Annotated in this window: 12 protein-coding genes and 1 tRNA gene; 4 read left to right on the forward strand and 9 right to left on the reverse strand. The window is 68.0% G+C overall.

The features are described 5' to 3' along the window. Window positions 1–52: 52 nt before the first annotated feature. From H295_RS0104710 to H295_RS0104730, 5 genes are all read right to left on the reverse strand, one after another. On the reverse strand, window positions 53–1,525 hold the full coding sequence (locus H295_RS0104710; RefSeq protein ID WP_020134180.1) for a peptidoglycan D,D-transpeptidase FtsI family protein: 1,473 nt from the start codon (window positions 1,523–1,525) through the stop codon (window positions 53–55). Continuing rightward, a complete protein-coding gene (locus H295_RS0104715; protein ID WP_020134181.1) occupies window positions 1,522–2,976 on the reverse strand; it encodes an FtsW/RodA/SpoVE family cell cycle protein in 1,455 nt (484 codons plus the stop codon). The genes H295_RS0104710 and H295_RS0104715 overlap by 4 nt, the downstream gene beginning before the upstream one ends. Window positions 2,977–3,003: 27 nt before the next feature. Beyond that, window positions 3,004–4,569, reverse strand: coding sequence for a Stp1/IreP family PP2C-type Ser/Thr phosphatase (locus H295_RS0104720; RefSeq protein WP_043217110.1), 1,566 nt, complete (start codon window positions 4,567–4,569; stop codon window positions 3,004–3,006). A 98-nt stretch (window positions 4,570–4,667) separates the two neighbouring features. Beyond that, window positions 4,668–5,180 (reverse strand): FHA domain-containing protein FhaB/FipA, encoded by a 513-nt coding sequence (locus H295_RS0104725; RefSeq protein ID WP_020134183.1) that lies wholly within the window; start codon window positions 5,178–5,180, stop codon window positions 4,668–4,670. Window positions 5,181–5,190: 10 nt separating this feature from the next. Further along, entirely contained in the window at window positions 5,191–6,054 is an 864-nt protein-coding gene (locus H295_RS0104730; protein WP_020134184.1) for an FhaA domain-containing protein, read from the reverse strand. Window positions 6,055–6,518: 464 nt separating this feature from the next. On the opposite strand from H295_RS0104730, the gene H295_RS0104735 reads away from it, so the two are divergent. Then, window positions 6,519–6,605: transfer RNA gene (locus H295_RS0104735), tRNA-Leu, on the forward strand. Window positions 6,606–6,787: 182 nt separating this feature from the next. Here H295_RS0104735 and H295_RS0104740 read toward each other — a convergent pair. Both H295_RS0104740 and H295_RS0104745 read right to left on the reverse strand, forming a co-directional pair. Next, the gene (locus H295_RS0104740) at window positions 6,788–8,584 is read right to left on the reverse strand and encodes a hypothetical protein (protein WP_043217055.1); all 1,797 of its coding nucleotides are present in this window, start codon (window positions 8,582–8,584) and stop codon (window positions 6,788–6,790) included. Further along, window positions 8,581–9,504 (reverse strand): hypothetical protein, encoded by a 924-nt coding sequence (locus tag H295_RS0104745; RefSeq protein ID WP_063741181.1) that lies wholly within the window; start codon window positions 9,502–9,504, stop codon window positions 8,581–8,583. The genes H295_RS0104740 and H295_RS0104745 overlap by 4 nt, the downstream gene beginning before the upstream one ends. A 183-nt stretch (window positions 9,505–9,687) precedes the next feature. Here H295_RS0104745 and H295_RS0104750 point away from each other — a divergent pair, with 183 nt between their 5' ends. Beyond that, complete coding sequence (locus H295_RS0104750) at window positions 9,688–9,912, forward strand: helix-turn-helix domain-containing protein (RefSeq protein WP_020134187.1); 225 nt, start codon at window positions 9,688–9,690, stop codon at window positions 9,910–9,912. 251 nt (window positions 9,913–10,163) lie between these two features. Here the strand turns inward: H295_RS0104750 and H295_RS0104755 are convergent, their stop codons facing one another. Both H295_RS0104755 and H295_RS0104760 read right to left on the reverse strand, forming a co-directional pair. Next, complete coding sequence (locus H295_RS0104755; protein WP_020134188.1) at window positions 10,164–10,616, reverse strand: hypothetical protein; 453 nt, start codon at window positions 10,614–10,616, stop codon at window positions 10,164–10,166. Window positions 10,617–12,060: 1,444 nt separating this feature from the next. Further along, entirely contained in the window at window positions 12,061–12,684 is a 624-nt protein-coding gene (locus tag H295_RS0104760; protein ID WP_020134189.1) for a TetR/AcrR family transcriptional regulator, read from the reverse strand. Between the two features lie 384 nt (window positions 12,685–13,068). Between H295_RS0104760 and H295_RS0104765 the strand changes: the two genes are divergently transcribed. Both H295_RS0104765 and H295_RS0104770 read left to right on the forward strand, forming a co-directional pair. Continuing rightward, window positions 13,069–14,256, forward strand: coding sequence for an FAD-dependent monooxygenase (locus tag H295_RS0104765; protein WP_020134190.1), 1,188 nt, complete (start codon window positions 13,069–13,071; stop codon window positions 14,254–14,256). A gap of 124 nt (window positions 14,257–14,380) precedes the next feature. Beyond that, window positions 14,381–15,316: an alpha/beta fold hydrolase gene (locus H295_RS0104770; RefSeq protein WP_020134191.1), complete on the forward strand. Its 936-nt coding sequence runs from the start codon at window positions 14,381–14,383 to the stop codon at window positions 15,314–15,316. The last annotated feature ends 191 nt before the right edge of the window (window positions 15,317–15,507 follow it).

Below are 15,507 nucleotides of genomic sequence, written 5' to 3' on the forward strand. Positions count from 1 at the left end.
ATACAGGACCGGTATCGCAACGTGCACCGATGTGAAGGGGACGTGAGCGGGGTCACTTCTTGGAGTCGATGACCGCCTCCATGACGCTCTTGGCGATGGGGGCCGCGAGACCGCTGCCGGAGATGTTCTCGCGGACCGCGTTGTCGTCCTGGACGACCACGGCCACCGCGACCGGCGCGCTGTCGCCGACCTTGGCGTACGAGATGAACCAGGCGTACGGGTTCTTGCTGTTGTTCTCGCCGTGCTGGGCGGTACCGGTCTTGCCGCCGACGGTGACGCCCTGGATCTGGGCGGTCTTGCCGGTGCCGTCCTTGACGACGGTCTCCATCATCGACTGGAGGATCTGCGCGTTCTGCGCGGACAGCGGCTCGCTCATCTTCTCCGGCTCGGTCTTCTCGAGGGTGTCGAGGTTCGGGGCCTGGAGGGAGTCGACCATGTACGGCTTCATCAGGGTGCCGTTGTTGGCGACGGCCGAGGCGACCATGGCCATCTGGAGCGGGGTCGCGGCGGTGTTGAACTGACCGATCGAGGACAGCGCGGTCTCCGAGGGGTTCATGTCGTCGGAGAAGACGGAGGCGCTGGAGCGCACGGGGACGAACTGCTGCTCGTCGAAGCCGAACTTCTTGGCCTCTTCCAGCATCTTCTCGTTGCCGAGGTCGGAGCCGATCTTGCCGAAGACGGTGTTGCAGGAGTACTGGAGCGCGACCCGCATGGTGGCGTTCTCGCAGGGGATGTTGCCCTCGTTCTTCAGCTGGGTCGTGGTGCCCGGCATGGTCCACGGCAGCGGCGACTTGGTCTTCTGGTCCGCCTCTGTGTAGAGGCCGTTCTCCAGGGCGGCCGCCGCGGTGACGACCTTGAAGGTGGAGCCGGGCGGGTAGACCTCGCGCAGGGCCCGGTTCAGGGCGGGGTCGTCGGGGTTGTTCTTCTTGTCGATCTTCTTCCAGGCCTCGGCGTCGGCGTTGCTGCCGCCGGCGATCGAAGAGGGGTCGTACGACGGGTAGGAGGCGAGCGCGAGGATCTTGCCGGTGGAGGGCTCGATGGCGGCGACCGCGCCCTTGCCGCCCTGCTTCTTCAGACCGTCGTAGGCGGCCTTCTGGGCGGCCGCGTTGAGGGTGGTGACGACGTTGCCGCCCTCCTTCGGCTTGCCGGTGAGCATGTCGAGGGTGTTGCGGAAGAAGAGCCGGTCGTCGTTGCCGGTGAGGATGCCGTCCTCGATGGACTCCAGCTGGGTGGCGCCGTAGGACTGCGAGACGAAGCCGGTGACCGGCGCCCACATCGCGCCGTCCTTGTAGGTGCGCTTGTACTTGAAGTCGCCGGACGTGGTCTCGGCGTGCCCGGTGATCGACTTGCCGTCGACGATGATGTCGCCGCGGGGGGTGGCGTACCGGGCGATCAGCACACGGCGGTTGTCCGGGTCCTCCCGGAGCGCGTCGGCCTTGACGTACTGGAGCCAGTTGTCGCGGATGAGCAGGGCGAGGACCAGGAGGCCGCAGAAGATCGCGATCCGGCGCAGGGGCTTGTTCATGACGGGCGGACCACCTGGGTCATCTCGGCGTCGGGGCTGGGGGCGGGGGCGGGCGCCGGGCGGCGTGCGGTGTCGCTGATCCTGATGAGGATGCCGATCAGGGCCCAGTTGGCGATGACGGAGGAGCCGCCGTACGCCAGGAAGGGCATCGTCATACCGGTGAGCGGGATGAGGCCCATCACACCGCCGGCGACGACGAAGACCTGGAGCGCGAAGGCACCGGACAGGCCGACGGCGAGGAGCTTGCCGAACGGGTCGCGGGCGGCGAGGGCGGTGCGCACGCCGCGTTCCACGACCAGGCCGTAGATCAGCAGGATCGCCATGACGCCGGCCAGGCCCAGTTCCTCGCCGAAGGTGGCGAAGATGAAGTCGGAGTTGGCGGCGAAGCGGATCAGCTCGGAGTGGCCCTGGCCCCAGCCGGTGCCGAGGGTGCCGCCGGAGCCGAACGCCCACAGGGCCTGCATGGCCTGCTCGGAGTGGACGCCGGTGGCGCCGGGGGTGCGGCTGAGCGTGTACTCGTGCATCGGGTTGAGCCAGGCCTGGACACGCGTCTGGACGTGCGGTTCGAAGCTGGCCACACCGACGGCGCCGGCGCCGGACATCAGCAGACCGAAGACGATCCAGCTGGTCCGCTCGGTGGCGACGTACAGCATGATGACGAACATTCCGAAGAACAGCAGCGAGGTGCCGAGGTCGGTCTCGAAGACCAGGATGAGGATCGAGATCATCCAGACGACGATGATCGGCCCGAGGTCGCGGCCGCGCGGCAGGTACAGGCCCATGAAGCGGCGGCTGGCGAGGGCGAGCGCGTCGCGCTTGACCATGAGGTACCCGGCGAAGAAGACCGCGAGGACGATCTTGGCGAACTCTCCGGGCTGGATGGTGAAGCTGCCGACCTGGATCCAGATCTTGGCTCCGTACGTGAGTTCGGCGCCGAGACCGGGGACGAGCGGGAGGAGCAGCAGGACCAGCGCGCCGGCCATGGAGATGTAGGTGTAGCGCTGGAGCGTGCGGTGGTCCTTGAGGAAGATCAGGACGACGGCGAAGAGGGCGATGCCCATCGCGGTGTAGATCAGCTGGTTGGTCGCCTTGCCGCCGGCCTGGCCGATGGACTGGAGCAGTTTCGACTGGTCGAGGCGCCAGATCGCGACGAGCCCGAGGCCGTTGAGCAGGGTGGCCAGGGGCAGCATCAGCGGGTCCGCGTAGGGGGCGAACTTGCGGACGACGAGGTGGGCGACGCCGGCCAGCAGGCCGAGGCCCAGGCCGTAGCTCAGCAGCCCGGCCGGGACCTGGTCGTCGATGGCCAGGCCCACGTTGGCGTACGCGAAGACCGGGATGAGCACGGCGAACACCAGCAGTGCCAGCTCGGTGTTGCGGCGGCTCGGTGCGCCGATCGCGCCGATCGTGGACGTGTGGTGCGTCGACGTGTTCGTGGCTGAAGTACCGCTCATCGTGTAACAGGGCCTCTCACGGCTTGCCTACTGCGTACCGCAGTTCCCGACGACCTGCTTCTCCTCGTCCGAGAGAGTGGGGCCGGGGGTGGGAGTGGGCGCGGTCGGGGATGCGGAAGCGTTCGGGGACGGGGAGGACGTGGTCGTCGGGGTCGGTGTGGCCTTTGACGTCAGGGAGGACCGAGTGGTTCCCGTGGTGCCGCCGGCCTGGCCCTGACCCGTCTTGGAGTTCTTCCCGCTCTCCGTGGCCTCGGCCGCGGCTTCCTTCTTGCACGCGGAGGCCTGGACGCTCAGTTCGTCGATCTTCTTCTGGGCGGTCTTCAGGTCGCCCTCGGCGATGGTGCCCTGGACGGACTTCTGCTGGTACGGGGGCAGGTACTTGAGTTCGATCTCGGGGTGGTCCTTGGACACCTTCGAGAGCGACACCCATGCCAGGTCCTGGCTGATGCCCCGGTACAGCGCCACGTGTTCGCCGTTGACGCCGACGTAGTACTGGGTCTGGGTCCAGCGCCAGCCGCCGTACAGGCCGCCGCCGATGACGGCGAGCGCGAGGACGGTGTAGAAGGATCTCTTCAGCCAGCGGCCGCCCTTGCGGGGCTTGACGAAGTCGTCGTCGCTGTAGTCGCCGAAGCTGCCCGCCTGGACGTAGCCGGTGGTGTCGCCGGAGTCGGCCTGGCCGTATCCGCCGCCGCCCTGTCCGGGCACCTGGCGGCCGAGGCCGGAGGCGCGGCCGGCGGGGGTCTGCATGATGCCGTTGTCGTGCAGGTGGTTCTGGTTCTCGGCGACCGCGCCGACCACGACGGGCTGGTCGGAGAGCTGGCCGGCGAGGGTGTCGCCGGTGTCGAGGTCGAGGACGTCGGCGACGATGACGGTGATGTTGTCGGGGCCGCCGCCGCGCAGCGCGAGCTCGATGAGCTGCTGCACGGTCTCCTGGGGCCCCTGGTAGCTGGCGAGGGTGTCCTCGAGGGTCTGGTGGGAGACCACGCCGGACAGGCCGTCGGAGCAGATCAGATAGCGGTCGCCGGCCCGGACCTCGCGGATCGACAGGTCGGGCTCGACATGCTCGCCGCTGCCCAACGCCCGCATCAGCAGGGAGCGTTGGGGGTGGGTGGTGGCCTCTTCCTCGGTGATGCGGCCCTCGTCGACCAGGCGCTGCACCCAGGTGTGGTCCTGGGTGATCTGGGTGAGGACGCCGTCGCGCAGCAGGTAGGCGCGCGAGTCGCCGACGTGGACGAGGCCGAGGCGCTGGCCGGTCCACAGCAGGGCGGTGAGCGTGGTGCCCATGCCTTCGAGCTGGGGGTCCTCCTCGACCATGGAGCGCAGCTGGTCGTTGGCGCGCTGGACGGCGTGGCCGAGGGAGGTGAGGACGTCGGAGCCGGGGACGTCGTCGTCGAGGGCGACGATGGTGGAGATGGCCTCGGAGGAGGCGACCTCGCCGGCGGCGGCGCCGCCCATGCCGTCGGCGATGGCGAGCAGGCGGGGCCCGGCGTATCCGGAGTCCTCGTTGCCCTCCCGGATCATGCCTTTGTGCGATCCGGCGGCGAAGCGCAGTGACAGACTCATGCGCACCTCGCCCGTCGGCTCCGGATACATCCGCACGGTGCCCACCCTCCGGTCGGGAGCGCGCCGGGGCCCGGAGTGGGGGCCCACGCCGCGTGCTCGCTCCGCTCGCGCCTATTCATGATGTAGCACTACTTCCGCAGCTCGATGACGGTCTTGCCGATACGGATCGGCGCGCCCAGCGGAATCGGTGTGGGAGTCGTCAGCCGGCTCCGGTCGAGGTACGTGCCGTTGGTCGAGCCCAGGTCCTCGACGATCCAGTTGCCGTCGCGGTCCGGGTAGATCCTGGCATGCCGGCTGGAGGCGTAGTCGTCGTCCAGCACGATGGTGCTGTCGTGCGCGCGGCCCAGGGTGATGGTCTGGCCCTGGAGCGCGACGGTGGTGCCGGTGAGGGTGCCCTCGGACACGACCAGCTTGGTGGGGGCGTTACGGCGCTGGCGGCCCCCGGCGGCCGGCTGCTGGCGCTGCTGCGGGGGCGCCTGGCGCTGGGCCTGCTGGGCCCGGCCGGCCTCCCGGCGCGAGCCGCGCTGGGTGACGCGCGTACCGAACAGGTCGCTGCGGATGACCTGCACGGCCACGATCACGAACAGCCACAGTACGGCCAGGAAACCCAGCCGCATGACCGTGAGGGTCAGCTCTGACATTGCCCCCGCTTCACCCTTCGGCTTGCCGGTAAATGATGGTGGTGCTGCCCACGACGATCCGCGAGCCGTCGCGGAGCGTAGCGCGGGTGGTGTGCTGCCCGTCCACCACGATGCCGTTGGTGGATCCGAGATCCTGGATCGTCGAGGGCGTTCCGGTCCGGATCTCGCAGTGCCGGCGGGAGACGCCGGGGTCGTCGATCCGCACGTCGGCTTCGGTGCTGCGGCCCAGCACCAGCGTGGCGCGGGAGATCTGGTGGCGGGTGCCGTTGATCTCGATCCAGTGGCGGGTGCGGGAGCCGGGGGCGGGTGCGCCGACCGGGCCGCCCGCGCCGGGGCGCTGTGCCTGGGCGGCCGGCGGGTAGCCGTAGCCGCCGCGGCCGCCGGGCGGCGGGGCGGCGGGCATGGGCGGGGCACCGGCCGGGGCGGGCGGCGGGTAGCCGTACCCGCCGGCTCCGGGACGGCCCGCCGGGGCGGCGGTGCCGGGGGCCTGCTGGTCGGTGGATCCGGCGAGCGTGCGGCTGCGCACCCGGTACAGACCGGTGTCGAGGTCGTCCGCCTTCTCCAGGTTGACCTTGATCGGGCCCATGAAGGTGTAGCGCTGCTGCTTGGCGTAGTCGCGGACCATGCCGGCGAGCTCGTCGCCGAGCTGGCCGGAGTAGGGGCTGAGCCGCTCGAAGTCGGGCGTGCTCAGTTCCACGATGAAGTCATTGGGGACGACCGTGCGGTCGCGGTTCCAGATAGTGGCGTTGTTGTCGCACTCCCGCTGGAGTGCGCCCGCGATCTCCACGGGCTGGACCTCGGACTTGAACACCTTGGCGAAGGTGCCGTTGACCAGACCTTCGAGGCGCTGCTCGAACTTCTTCAGGACTCCCATGAGGCACCTCCTCCGTCCTTGCCGTCCTGGGTACTGCGCCGGCTGCTTGGCTGGTACTGCTTACTGATCGTATCCACGCGCCGGTGAATCGGCTGGTTCCCCCTGTCGGCACGGTCGACGGGTGTCGACGCCTCCGAAGTTCCCTGTGGAGCTCCCCTTCGAACTCCGCTGTCGAACTCCTTCGTCAAGGATCGTAGAGGCGGCCGCAGACAAGTGTCCCGCACCTGACTGTGGACCCCTACCGGCTCCTGGGCGTACGGGGACTACCGGTACGAGGTTGATACGTGATCCGGCACGGGTCGATACGTGGCGGAGGCACCCCGGGTTCGGCGGGTGCGTGCGTACCCGCTGGTGGGCGGCTGCCCGCGGATAAGCGATGTGAACCCACCCCCTCCAGCGTGCTAATGTTCTGCGTGTCGGAAGGCGCCGGACCGCAAGGCGAGGAGCCAGAGGACACACCCAATGCGCGGGTGGCGGAATAGGCAGACGCGCTGGATTCAGGTTCCAGTGCCCGCAAGGGCGTGGGGGTTCAACTCCCCCCTCGCGCACCATGAAGAACCGACGGAACGGGTCTTCACCAGTGACGAAAGTCATGGTGGGGGCCCGTTCCTCGTTGGCGGGTCAGATCTGACCCTCGCAGGGACGTGACAGGGCCCCGGCGGTGAGGTATCTCACGGTCGGGGCCCTGCTTTGTGGTGGTTGTTTTCCGGGTGGGGCTGCGGCGTTGGCCGGCTCAGGCGGCCGACGGCAGATGGCCGGTTGGTGTCCAGGCTCCGCGCTTTTTGATCTTTCGCCTGTGGTGGGTGCGGCGGCGGGGACGCTCGCCCCCGAGCGCGAGGGTCTCAAGCCACTTGGCGATCTTGCGACGGTTCGCGTGGGCGAGCTGGAAGGCCAGGAGGATCGTCTGGGCCGCGATGCCGCGGATGCGGCGGGAGCCGGCGGCCTCGATGGCTTCGGCGAGCGGGTTCTTGGCGTAGCCGTTGTAGCCCTCGACGCTGTTGCGGAGCCGGAAGTAGATCTTCTGCCATTCCGGGCCGCCGTATTCCAGGGCCTGCCACTGCTTGGCGCCGGCTTCCGGGCTGACGGTGATGGCCTTCTGGCGGCAGACCTTGACCGGGCCGACCGGGCTGGGCTCGGGGTCGACGAGGGGGAGGTGGATGCCGCGGCCCAGGGTGTGGGGCTTGATGAGGCACTGGGCCTTGCCCGCCTCGGCGGGGCACATCATCCGCTGATAGCCCTCGGCGTCGGCGTGCTGTTTCGGCATGAGGCGGTATCCGCGGCGAGCGGCGATCAGCCGGACCCACGTCTCACGGTCGATGCGCTCGGCGTACAGGTCGATGGTGGCGTTGATGAGCGGCTCGGGCATGGAAGGGCAGTACCAGCGGCCCTCGACGAGGATCGCTCCCTGAGTTCCGTCCTGCTTGCCGAGCTGGTCCGCGCGGTAGTCGTAGACGGGCTTGTAGCCCATGGCCCGGATGGGGAGCTGCCATTCCGCAGGCTCGGAGTTGTTGTAGGCGCGGTCGCCGGCGAGATAGCCGGGTTTGTATCCCCGCTCCTGGAGCCGGTCGAGGACCTTCAGGCCGTTGTACGCGGGGCGCTGGCCGGGCTTGTCGAGGGCGAGGCCGAGGACGACGACTGGCAGGACGCCGGGGTTCGGGGTGCCGTCGTCGAGGAGCACGGCGTCGTGTTCGGTGTCACGGGTCACGATGAGGTGCGCGTCGTAGCCGTAGAGGTACTTCTTCTTGAGCGACGTCTTCTTGACCAGAGACGTCTTGGCCTTGCCCTTCCTGGCGGGCGGTGCAGGCGGCCGCATGGCGTCGGAGACCAGCGCATCCGGGTCGCGGTGGTCGCCTTCGCGTACGTACCAGCCTGCGTCCGGGTCGGTGGCGAGCTCGGGTCCGTTCGTACGGCGGCCGCGGGAGAAGGTGCGGACGGGGGTGGCGTCGATGCCCAGGGAGACCTCGGCCAGTTCTGCCAGCAGATCGTGGAGGGGGCGTACGGAGGCGTCCAGCACGAACTCGGTGAACAGCGCCAGCCGTCTCTCCCGCTCCGCCAGGTCGTCGACGTCGGCGGCCGCCGTCAGCGCGTTCGCCTCCGCGCGTGAGAGGTGCCCGTTGGAGGGCAGCGGGGAGGGGTTCATCGCGTCCTTCATGGCGTGGAAGATCCGCCGGACGACGGCGTAGGCGGCCTCGAATCCCTGGTCGTGGTCTTCGTACTCGGGTATGCCGAGACGCGTACGCAGTTGGGGGCTGAGGCGGAAGTACAGGATGTCCGTGACCCGTTCCAGGACGATCTTTCCGCCGGTGTCCTGGGTGCAGAGATGAAGGCCGACCAGGAGACTTCTGAGGTGCAGGGAGCGGTGCCGGCCTCGCGGGAGGTGCACGAACTCCTCCAGCAGAGGGACGAGTTGGCTTTCGTCGACCTCCTCGATCGCTGTCTCGACGTCGGCGTCGTCGAAGAATCTGCGACTGGCGCGCATCGACAGGAGACGCTCGTGGCGATCGCTGGACAGGCTGCGAGGAGCGGTCATTTGCTGCCTCGCAGCAGGTGGGCGGCTTCCTCGGCGGGGACCGCGGTCAGAAACGGCAGGATGCGGGAGAGGCCGTGCAGGGTGTCGACGCCGGCCGCTGCCACGATGACGGTGATGGGAAGCCGCTCTTCGAAGAGCTCGACCAGCCATGTGGATCTGAGACGGCCCATGACCAGGCGAGGGACATTTGGACTGAGCGGGGCGCGTGCCAGGAAGTTCGTGACGGTGTTGGTGCCGCGGCTGTGGGAGTTGGGGCGGAACAGATACTGGGCGGCGCCCGTGGTGTCGAGACGGTCGGCGGCGGAGGCCAGAACCCCTTCCCAGGAACGGCGGCAGAGGATCTCCCGCTTCCTGGACCCGCGCGTTACCACGACGACCGGACCGGCACCTGCCGAGGATCTGCGGATGTCGTGGACACGAACCCGGATGACCTCCGGTGAGTCGAGGCCGACACCGAGCCCGAGCGCCATGAGCGTCTTGCAGCCCCAGCGAAGCTCTTCGGTGGGCAGGCCACCGACCCAGCCCCACAGGTCGGCGAGCTCGGTCCGGGTGTAGGGACTGTTGGGAACCGAGGCCGACAGCTTGGCTGGTTTCCCGGTACGGCATTCGCCGCCCAGGACGATCTCGCTGAGCCGCAGGAGCCTGGTCCTGTAGTTGCCGCGGGTGCTCTCCCGCACGTTGGGGCAGCCGACCGCGATGAACCTTTCGATGACCTCCCGGGAGAGCCACACCTCGGCTTTCCCGGGTAGGCCCTCGCCGTTGCAGAAGAGCGCCAACTGGGCCAGCGCGGAGAGTAGTTCGCGGGCCCTGTAGGACGTCAGGGGATCCGCGAGCCGGACGACACGGCGCACTTCGTCGCCGACGCGGCTCCACCCCGCGGGGGAGCCGGACGGGCCGTAGGAATCAATCCGCTGACTCATCACATGTCGCCAAACCAACACCCCAGCCGGAGGGATGCTATTCGAATAACATGTAGCTGTGGCAGCAGCCGCGCGCGACCGGGGAGGACCGGATGGGTCAGACTTCACCTCATGCCCCAAGGAGATGCCCGCCGACTGCCGCCGCGCGCGTACTGCGCCGGCGGCGCGTGGCCTGAGGCCGTCATGGAGGAGCACCACGGGGCGCGGGTCGCCCAGGCCATGGCTGCTCGGCTCAGGGCTGCGCTCGACGGGCGGGGCTGGTCCGTCGCTCAGTTGTCGCGAGAAAGTGGCGTGGCCCGCTTCACGATCGCCAAAGCGCTCGCCGGTGAGGCGTGGCCCGACCTGCTGACCATTGCCAATCTCGAAAAGGCGCTGGACTGCGATCTCTGGCCCGGCCGGGAAGTGTGAAGCGGGCCGCTGCGGGGAGCCGCCGGTATACGGACATGGGGCACGGAATGGCTGTTCGAAACCGAACTTGCGGGCGGTCATCCCTTCGGGCGAAGGGCGGGACCATATTTCGTCGTGCGCTACCGGCGGCCCTCGGCCGCTCGTAAAATGCAACGTGACGAACTGATCCGGCACTGTGGAAGGTTCTAGGTGGGTTCGTCGCCGTTGGCCGTCACCTTGGACTGGACTCCTTGGTGGCGGCCTTCTTTTGTTTAAGGCTGCTGGGGTGGTGCGTACTGGTAGAAGGCATTCGGCAGCTTGATCAAAGATCCGGCTTTGGCCAGTTCATCCGCTGCCACGCGAACGCTTTTGATCTTGTCGGCTTCGTTGAGTGCGTTGGCCACTTCGAGGGCTTTCCACTGCCGCAGTGGATCCTGCGCCATCAGCCGCAAGATACGGGTCTTGCGGGGCACGGCCTGGAAGCCGCCGGTTGCCGTTGCCGGCTCGGCGTCGTCGGAGTCTGTGTCGGACTGTCGCTGTTCAGGGATGCCCGATGTCCGCCACTCGTCTGCGATCTGCATCTGCTTCTTTACCTGACGTACGAGGCGAAGCTCCTGGCGGACCTTGAAAATATCGCGCTGCAGTTCGACCTCCTTCTCCTCCAAGAGCTGGATGTACTTGTCGGGATTACCGGCTACTTCTTCCCATGGAAGGGTTTCGATCATTGCAGAACCCTACCTATGAGAATGCATAAGTTACCCCTCTCGCAAGGGGTGCTTCACTCGAAGTAGCGACAAGGTCAATTACCTGTCGGGTTGCCTGTCCGAACGGTATCGAAAATTCACGTTTTGCTATCCAGGGCCTGTCCGGGGTGGAGGAACGTTTCGCTGTCTCGCTTGAAAGGAAGGGCTGTTCAATCGGGCTTGTATTCCCTGCCCCGTGGTGTCGGGGTAATTTCTGAAAGAGAGGTGATCTTTTGCTTCATGGTTCTCTCTTCTTCGAGCCGGTAACCCCTGTTCGTTCTGTTGTGTATGGAGGGGTAGCCCTGTCGTGTGGGCTTTTACCTTGAGCGCCGCCCAGGGGGGAGTTTCTCTGTCAGGAGATAGGGGCGTCGGATAGGGGCACGTGCGCTTGTCTTGGCAATGGGTAACTGATCAGGAGTCCTTGGGTACGGAGGATTGGCGCCTGGGAACAGGTAGGGGCGCTTCGGGGCAGGACCCGCTGGCGGGGCAGAGGTTCTGTCCTGAACCACACATGTATTTCCTGGGTTGAACGGAGGGAGCAGGGCGTCCGAGGCAGCGACGGAACCGGGAGGGTCGCCGTAAGTCATGGCCTGGGACCACGGGACCGCCCCTTGGCGCGCAGTAGGTGGCGGACGACGGAGACAGGGCTGTGCAAGGAAGGCTGGTACGAATGGCGACGATTCTGAGGGGCGTTGGTGCCTGCAAGGCAGGGGAAGTAGCAGGGCTCAGCAGCACAGGGATGGGTGTCGGTTGTGGTGCCTCAGGTCCTCCGCGGTACCTCGTGGCGAGCGGGTTCTGCCCGTCTGTGGCGCCGCGGCAGGCACAGGGACAGTCGGCAAGGAGGCATACCGTGACACGAGGCCAGCATCCCTGTATTACCCCTGCTCAAGTTTGATGGCGGGGCAGGCGGACAGAGCGCCCAGCGGCCGTGACCCGCCCGTGAGCGTGGCACGCGAAAGTGGGAGTGGATGCCTCAAACGGAGGTCGCGGACCTGACGCGGCTGCGTCTTCGAGGCGTTTCTGCGGATGTCCGGCCCTCGGTGACCGCGGTGCGACGAGGCAGCCCGGCAGGACCGTGTCCACGGGTGACGGGTGTCCCGGGCAGATGGTGGATGCGTTGGCACCCATCGGTCTTCGAAGGCGGGTCACTGAACGTGGAGGCAGTGCTCTCAACGGCGGGCAACGTGCAGTCGCCCTCGGCGGCCCGGGAGTTTGTGGAGGTGTACGGCAGCCGGGCGTACCCGGGCCGCCAACTGGTATCGCGGGGACCGTGGCGGTTGTGGTGGCAGTTGTCGTGTGCCGCGAGCGCCGGGTGACGCTGCCGGAATCGAGCGCAGTTCTTCGCCGACTGCCCAGGCGACCGCCCGGTGGCGCGTGAACCTGCGGGCCATCGGATGCCTGTGCAGCGAGGCCGGCCGTGTCCTTCTCAGGTACGGCGCGGACGAGGCAGCAGGGCGAAGGCGCCCTCCGCGATCGAGGTCAGGCGGTCGGGGCTGTGGTCATTGGCGCCTACCACCTCGCTGCCGCGGATGACGGTCAGCAGAACGTACGCGAGGTCGTCGGGGTCTGCGTCGGGGTGGAGGTCGCCGTTGCGCTGCGCCGCTCGCACACAATCGGCCACGGCCGCCCGGACGACGGAGAAGCAGTCGTTGGCCAGGCGTTTCACCTCGGGGTCGGAGGCGCCGATCTCCAGGGCCATCTTGGCGGCGAAGCAGGCCGCCCCCGCCTGGTCGGGAGCGGGTGGTACGTCCGCGGCGAGTGGCACCCCGTGGACGGCGCGGAGCAAGTACTGGTGCAGTCGTTCCAGGGCGCCCTCGTCCGGTCCGTCGAGCGCCTCCGGCGCAAACTGCCCCAGCCGACCGAAGTAGCCGGTCATCGCTTCCAGCAGCACGCCGTGCTTGCCGTCGAACGCGCCGTAGAGGCTGCCGCGGCCCAGGCCGGTGGCGGCGCTGATGGCGTCGATGCTCGTGCCGTTGTAGCCCGAGGTGCGGAACTGTCGCTCGGCGGCATGCAGGACTTGGTCGCGGTCGAAGCTTCGTGGTCTTGCCATGTGCCGAAGGTAGAGCCGACGCATCGTATTTGACAACCCAGTACAGAACTATCTAAGTTTCGGACTGTTCAGTAAATAACTGTGCTGAGCTCATCGGGCCGGCTTGGTCCGGGCGTGCAGGACCGTGACGGCGCGGACGCGGTTTGGAGGTTGAACTCATGACACCGATCAGTTTCCAACCGGTCTCAGTCATGCCCAGCAAGCAAGCAGCAGGAGCGTCCCGCTGAGGCAACGCCCCGCTCCTCGACGTCCTCGCCCGTCTCGACGACTCCACATCCTCGGCTTCCTGAACGGCCGCCCCCATCCCCCCACCAGATGGAGAACACGACAATGTCGGAGCTCAATCCCATGGACAGGAACACGACATCGCGACCGCGGGCCCTGGTGGTCGGCCTCGGGATCAGCGGGATCGCCTCCGCGCTGCGACTGCATCGCGCGGGCTGGGACGTGGTGGTGCTGGAGAAGGCCCCCGAGCGGCGCCGCGGCGGATACTTCATCGCCCTGTTCGGGACCGGGCTCGCCGCCGCCGAACGGCTGGGCTTCGCCGATGCGGTGCCGAATCGCGTCTCTCCGGAAAGCGTGAGCTACGACGTCGACCGCACGGGCCGGCGCCGCCGCGGATTGAGCTACGCCGATGTGTTCGGCGGGTCTCGACTGGTGGTGCGGGGCGACATCGAAGACGCGGCCTTCACCGCCCTGCCCGACGAGGTCGAGATCCGGTACTCGAACGTGCCGATCGCGCTGGACCAGGACCTCGGCGGGGTGGACGTCGAGATCCGCGACCTGACGACGGAGACGACGACCGTCGAACGGTTCGACCTGGTGGTCGGGGCAGACGGACTGCGCTCGACGGTGCGCCGGCTTGCGTTCGAGCCCGAGCAGAGCCCGATCCGTCGGCTGAACTACATGATCGCCGTGTTCAGCCTGCCCGAGCCGATACCCGGCTACCGCCCAAAGGACGGGCTGACCATGGCCGAGGCGGGCCGATCGGTGTGGGTGTTCCCGTTCGCCGACCGTCCGCCGTCGGTGCTGTTCTCCTACCGCACTGACGACGCGGACGCCGAGTTCACCCGGCCGGCCATCGACTCGCTGCGCGCCGCCTACGGCCCCGAGCCCACCGGCTCCACGCTCGGTTGGCTGCTCGACCAGTTCGAGAAGGCCCCGGACCACCTGTTCGACTCCGCCGAGCAGGTGCACCTCGACCACTGGCACCGCGGTCGAGTCGTGCTCGTCGGCGACGCCGCGTGGTGCCTGACCGTTTACTCCGCCATGGGGGCATCCACCGGCCTGGCCGGGGCGGACCTGCTCGGCACCATGCTGGAACGCCACCCGCACGACGTGCCACGAGCGCTGCAGGACTGGGAGGACCACCTGCGCCCGTTCATCGACCACCACCGCGGCAGCGCTGTGAGCCAGCGCGGTTTCTTCACCCCGGGCAACCGCGCCGAGTTGCTGCTTCGGTCCGTGATGATCCGCCTCGCCCGGCTGCCGATCGCCGGCCGGCTGCTCGCCAAGACGAGGTCCAACAGTGCGCGGATGAAAAGTCTGGATATCGCCGCCGCTGCAGCGTGAGTGGAGTTCCTCGAACACGAGCGGGAGAACGAGGTCGTCCGGGCCCGCAACTCGCCGCTTACTTGCTACTTGGTCCGGGCTTGCCGGACCGCGACGCCGCGAAGGCGGCTTGGGGGTTGAACTCATGACACAGATGACCCAGCGACCGCCCTTTGGCGAGGACTCCCCGGCCAGGGGGTCCCAGGCGAGCGACCGGGTCCGGCATCGGACGGTTCAGGCAGCCGGACTGGAGGTGCCGATCCTTGAGGCCGGCAGCGGGCCGCTCGTTGTGTGCCTCCACGGGTTTCCCGACCATGCGGCCAGCTGGGCAGGGATCCTCGACCGCCTTGCGCAGGAAGGGTACTGGGCGGTCGCGCCCGCACAGCGCGGATACTGGCCCGGCGGCGCGGCCCCCGACGGCTCCTACCGCGTTGCCTCGACCGGCCAGGACGTCCTGACCCTGATCGAAGCGCTCGGGCGCGAGCAGGCGGATATCGTCGGCCACGACTTCGGAGCCGCGGCGGCGTACGGGGCAGCGAGCCTCGACGCGAGGCGTGTCCGCAAGCTTGTCACCATGGCGGCTCCCCATGGCCGGCAACTGATGAACGCATTGGTCACCGACGGCGACCAGCAGCGACGCAGCTGGTACATGTTCTTCTTCCAGACAGCCCTGGCGGAGGCGGCCGTCGCGCACGACGACTTCGCCTTCATCGACCGGCTCTGGCGGGAATGGTCACCCGGCTACGAGCTGCCGGACGCGGAGCGTGCCGCGCTCAAGGAAACCCTGGGTGCTCCAGGAGTCCTGACCGAGGTCCTGGGCTACTACCGCCAGTTGTTCACGCCCCCCGCGGACGAGGCGACCCAGTCCCTGCAAGCCCGGGCCTTCGGCGCCATCACCGTCCCGTCGCTCTACCTCCACGGCGCCGACGACAACTGCTTTGCCGTGGAGTTGAGCGACGGCATGGACGACCTGTTCACGAACGGCTTCGAACGCATCGTCATACCCGGCGCGGGGCACTTCCCGCACGTCGAACAGCCCAAGGCGGTCACCGATCGCATCGTGGGCTTCCTGAACAGCTGACCCTCCTCCGACCCGCCCAGGTCGAGGCCTCCGCAGCGGGCGGCGCACTGGCCGGCGCCGACATCAACAAGGTGCTGGTCCTCGCGGACACCGACGCGGCCCTCCGGAAGACCGCCGAAGCAAGCCCCGAAGCGGCCACACGATGATCTTGAAGCCCTGAGCTCCCAGCCCGCCACCCACTCGGCCAATGC

Origin of the sequence: Streptomyces sp. 351MFTsu5.1, assembly GCF_000383655.1 — a bacterium.
Taxonomy (GTDB): Bacteria; Actinomycetota; Actinomycetes; order Streptomycetales; family Streptomycetaceae; genus Streptomyces; species Streptomyces griseorubiginosus.

What these genes read in the sequence shown, in the direction of transcription:
- H295_RS0104730 (WP_020134184.1), bottom strand. Translation starts at nt 6,054, where the DNA reads ATGGGAGTCCTGAAGAAGTTCGAGCAGCGCCTCGAAGGTCTGGTCAAC.
- H295_RS0104720 (WP_043217110.1), bottom strand. Translation starts at nt 4,569, where the DNA reads ATGTATCCGGAGCCGACGGGCGAGGTGCGCATGAGTCTGTCACTGCGC.
- H295_RS0104725 (WP_020134183.1), bottom strand. Translation starts at nt 5,180, where the DNA reads ATGTCAGAGCTGACCCTCACGGTCATGCGGCTGGGTTTCCTGGCCGTA.
- H295_RS0104770 (WP_020134191.1), top strand. Translation starts at nt 14,381, where the DNA reads ATGACACAGATGACCCAGCGACCGCCCTTTGGCGAGGACTCCCCGGCC.
- H295_RS0104755 (WP_020134188.1), bottom strand. Translation starts at nt 10,616, where the DNA reads ATGATCGAAACCCTTCCATGGGAAGAAGTAGCCGGTAATCCCGACAAG.
- H295_RS0104745 (WP_063741181.1), bottom strand. Translation starts at nt 9,504, where the DNA reads ATGAGTCAGCGGATTGATTCCTACGGCCCGTCCGGCTCCCCCGCGGGG.
- H295_RS0104760 (WP_020134189.1), bottom strand. Translation starts at nt 12,684, where the DNA reads ATGGCAAGACCACGAAGCTTCGACCGCGACCAAGTCCTGCATGCCGCC.
- H295_RS0104710 (WP_020134180.1), bottom strand. Translation starts at nt 1,525, where the DNA reads ATGAACAAGCCCCTGCGCCGGATCGCGATCTTCTGCGGCCTCCTGGTC.
- H295_RS0104715 (WP_020134181.1), bottom strand. Translation starts at nt 2,976, where the DNA reads ATGAGCGGTACTTCAGCCACGAACACGTCGACGCACCACACGTCCACG.
- H295_RS0104740 (WP_043217055.1), bottom strand. Translation starts at nt 8,584, where the DNA reads ATGACCGCTCCTCGCAGCCTGTCCAGCGATCGCCACGAGCGTCTCCTG.
- H295_RS0104750 (WP_020134187.1), top strand. Translation starts at nt 9,688, where the DNA reads ATGGAGGAGCACCACGGGGCGCGGGTCGCCCAGGCCATGGCTGCTCGG.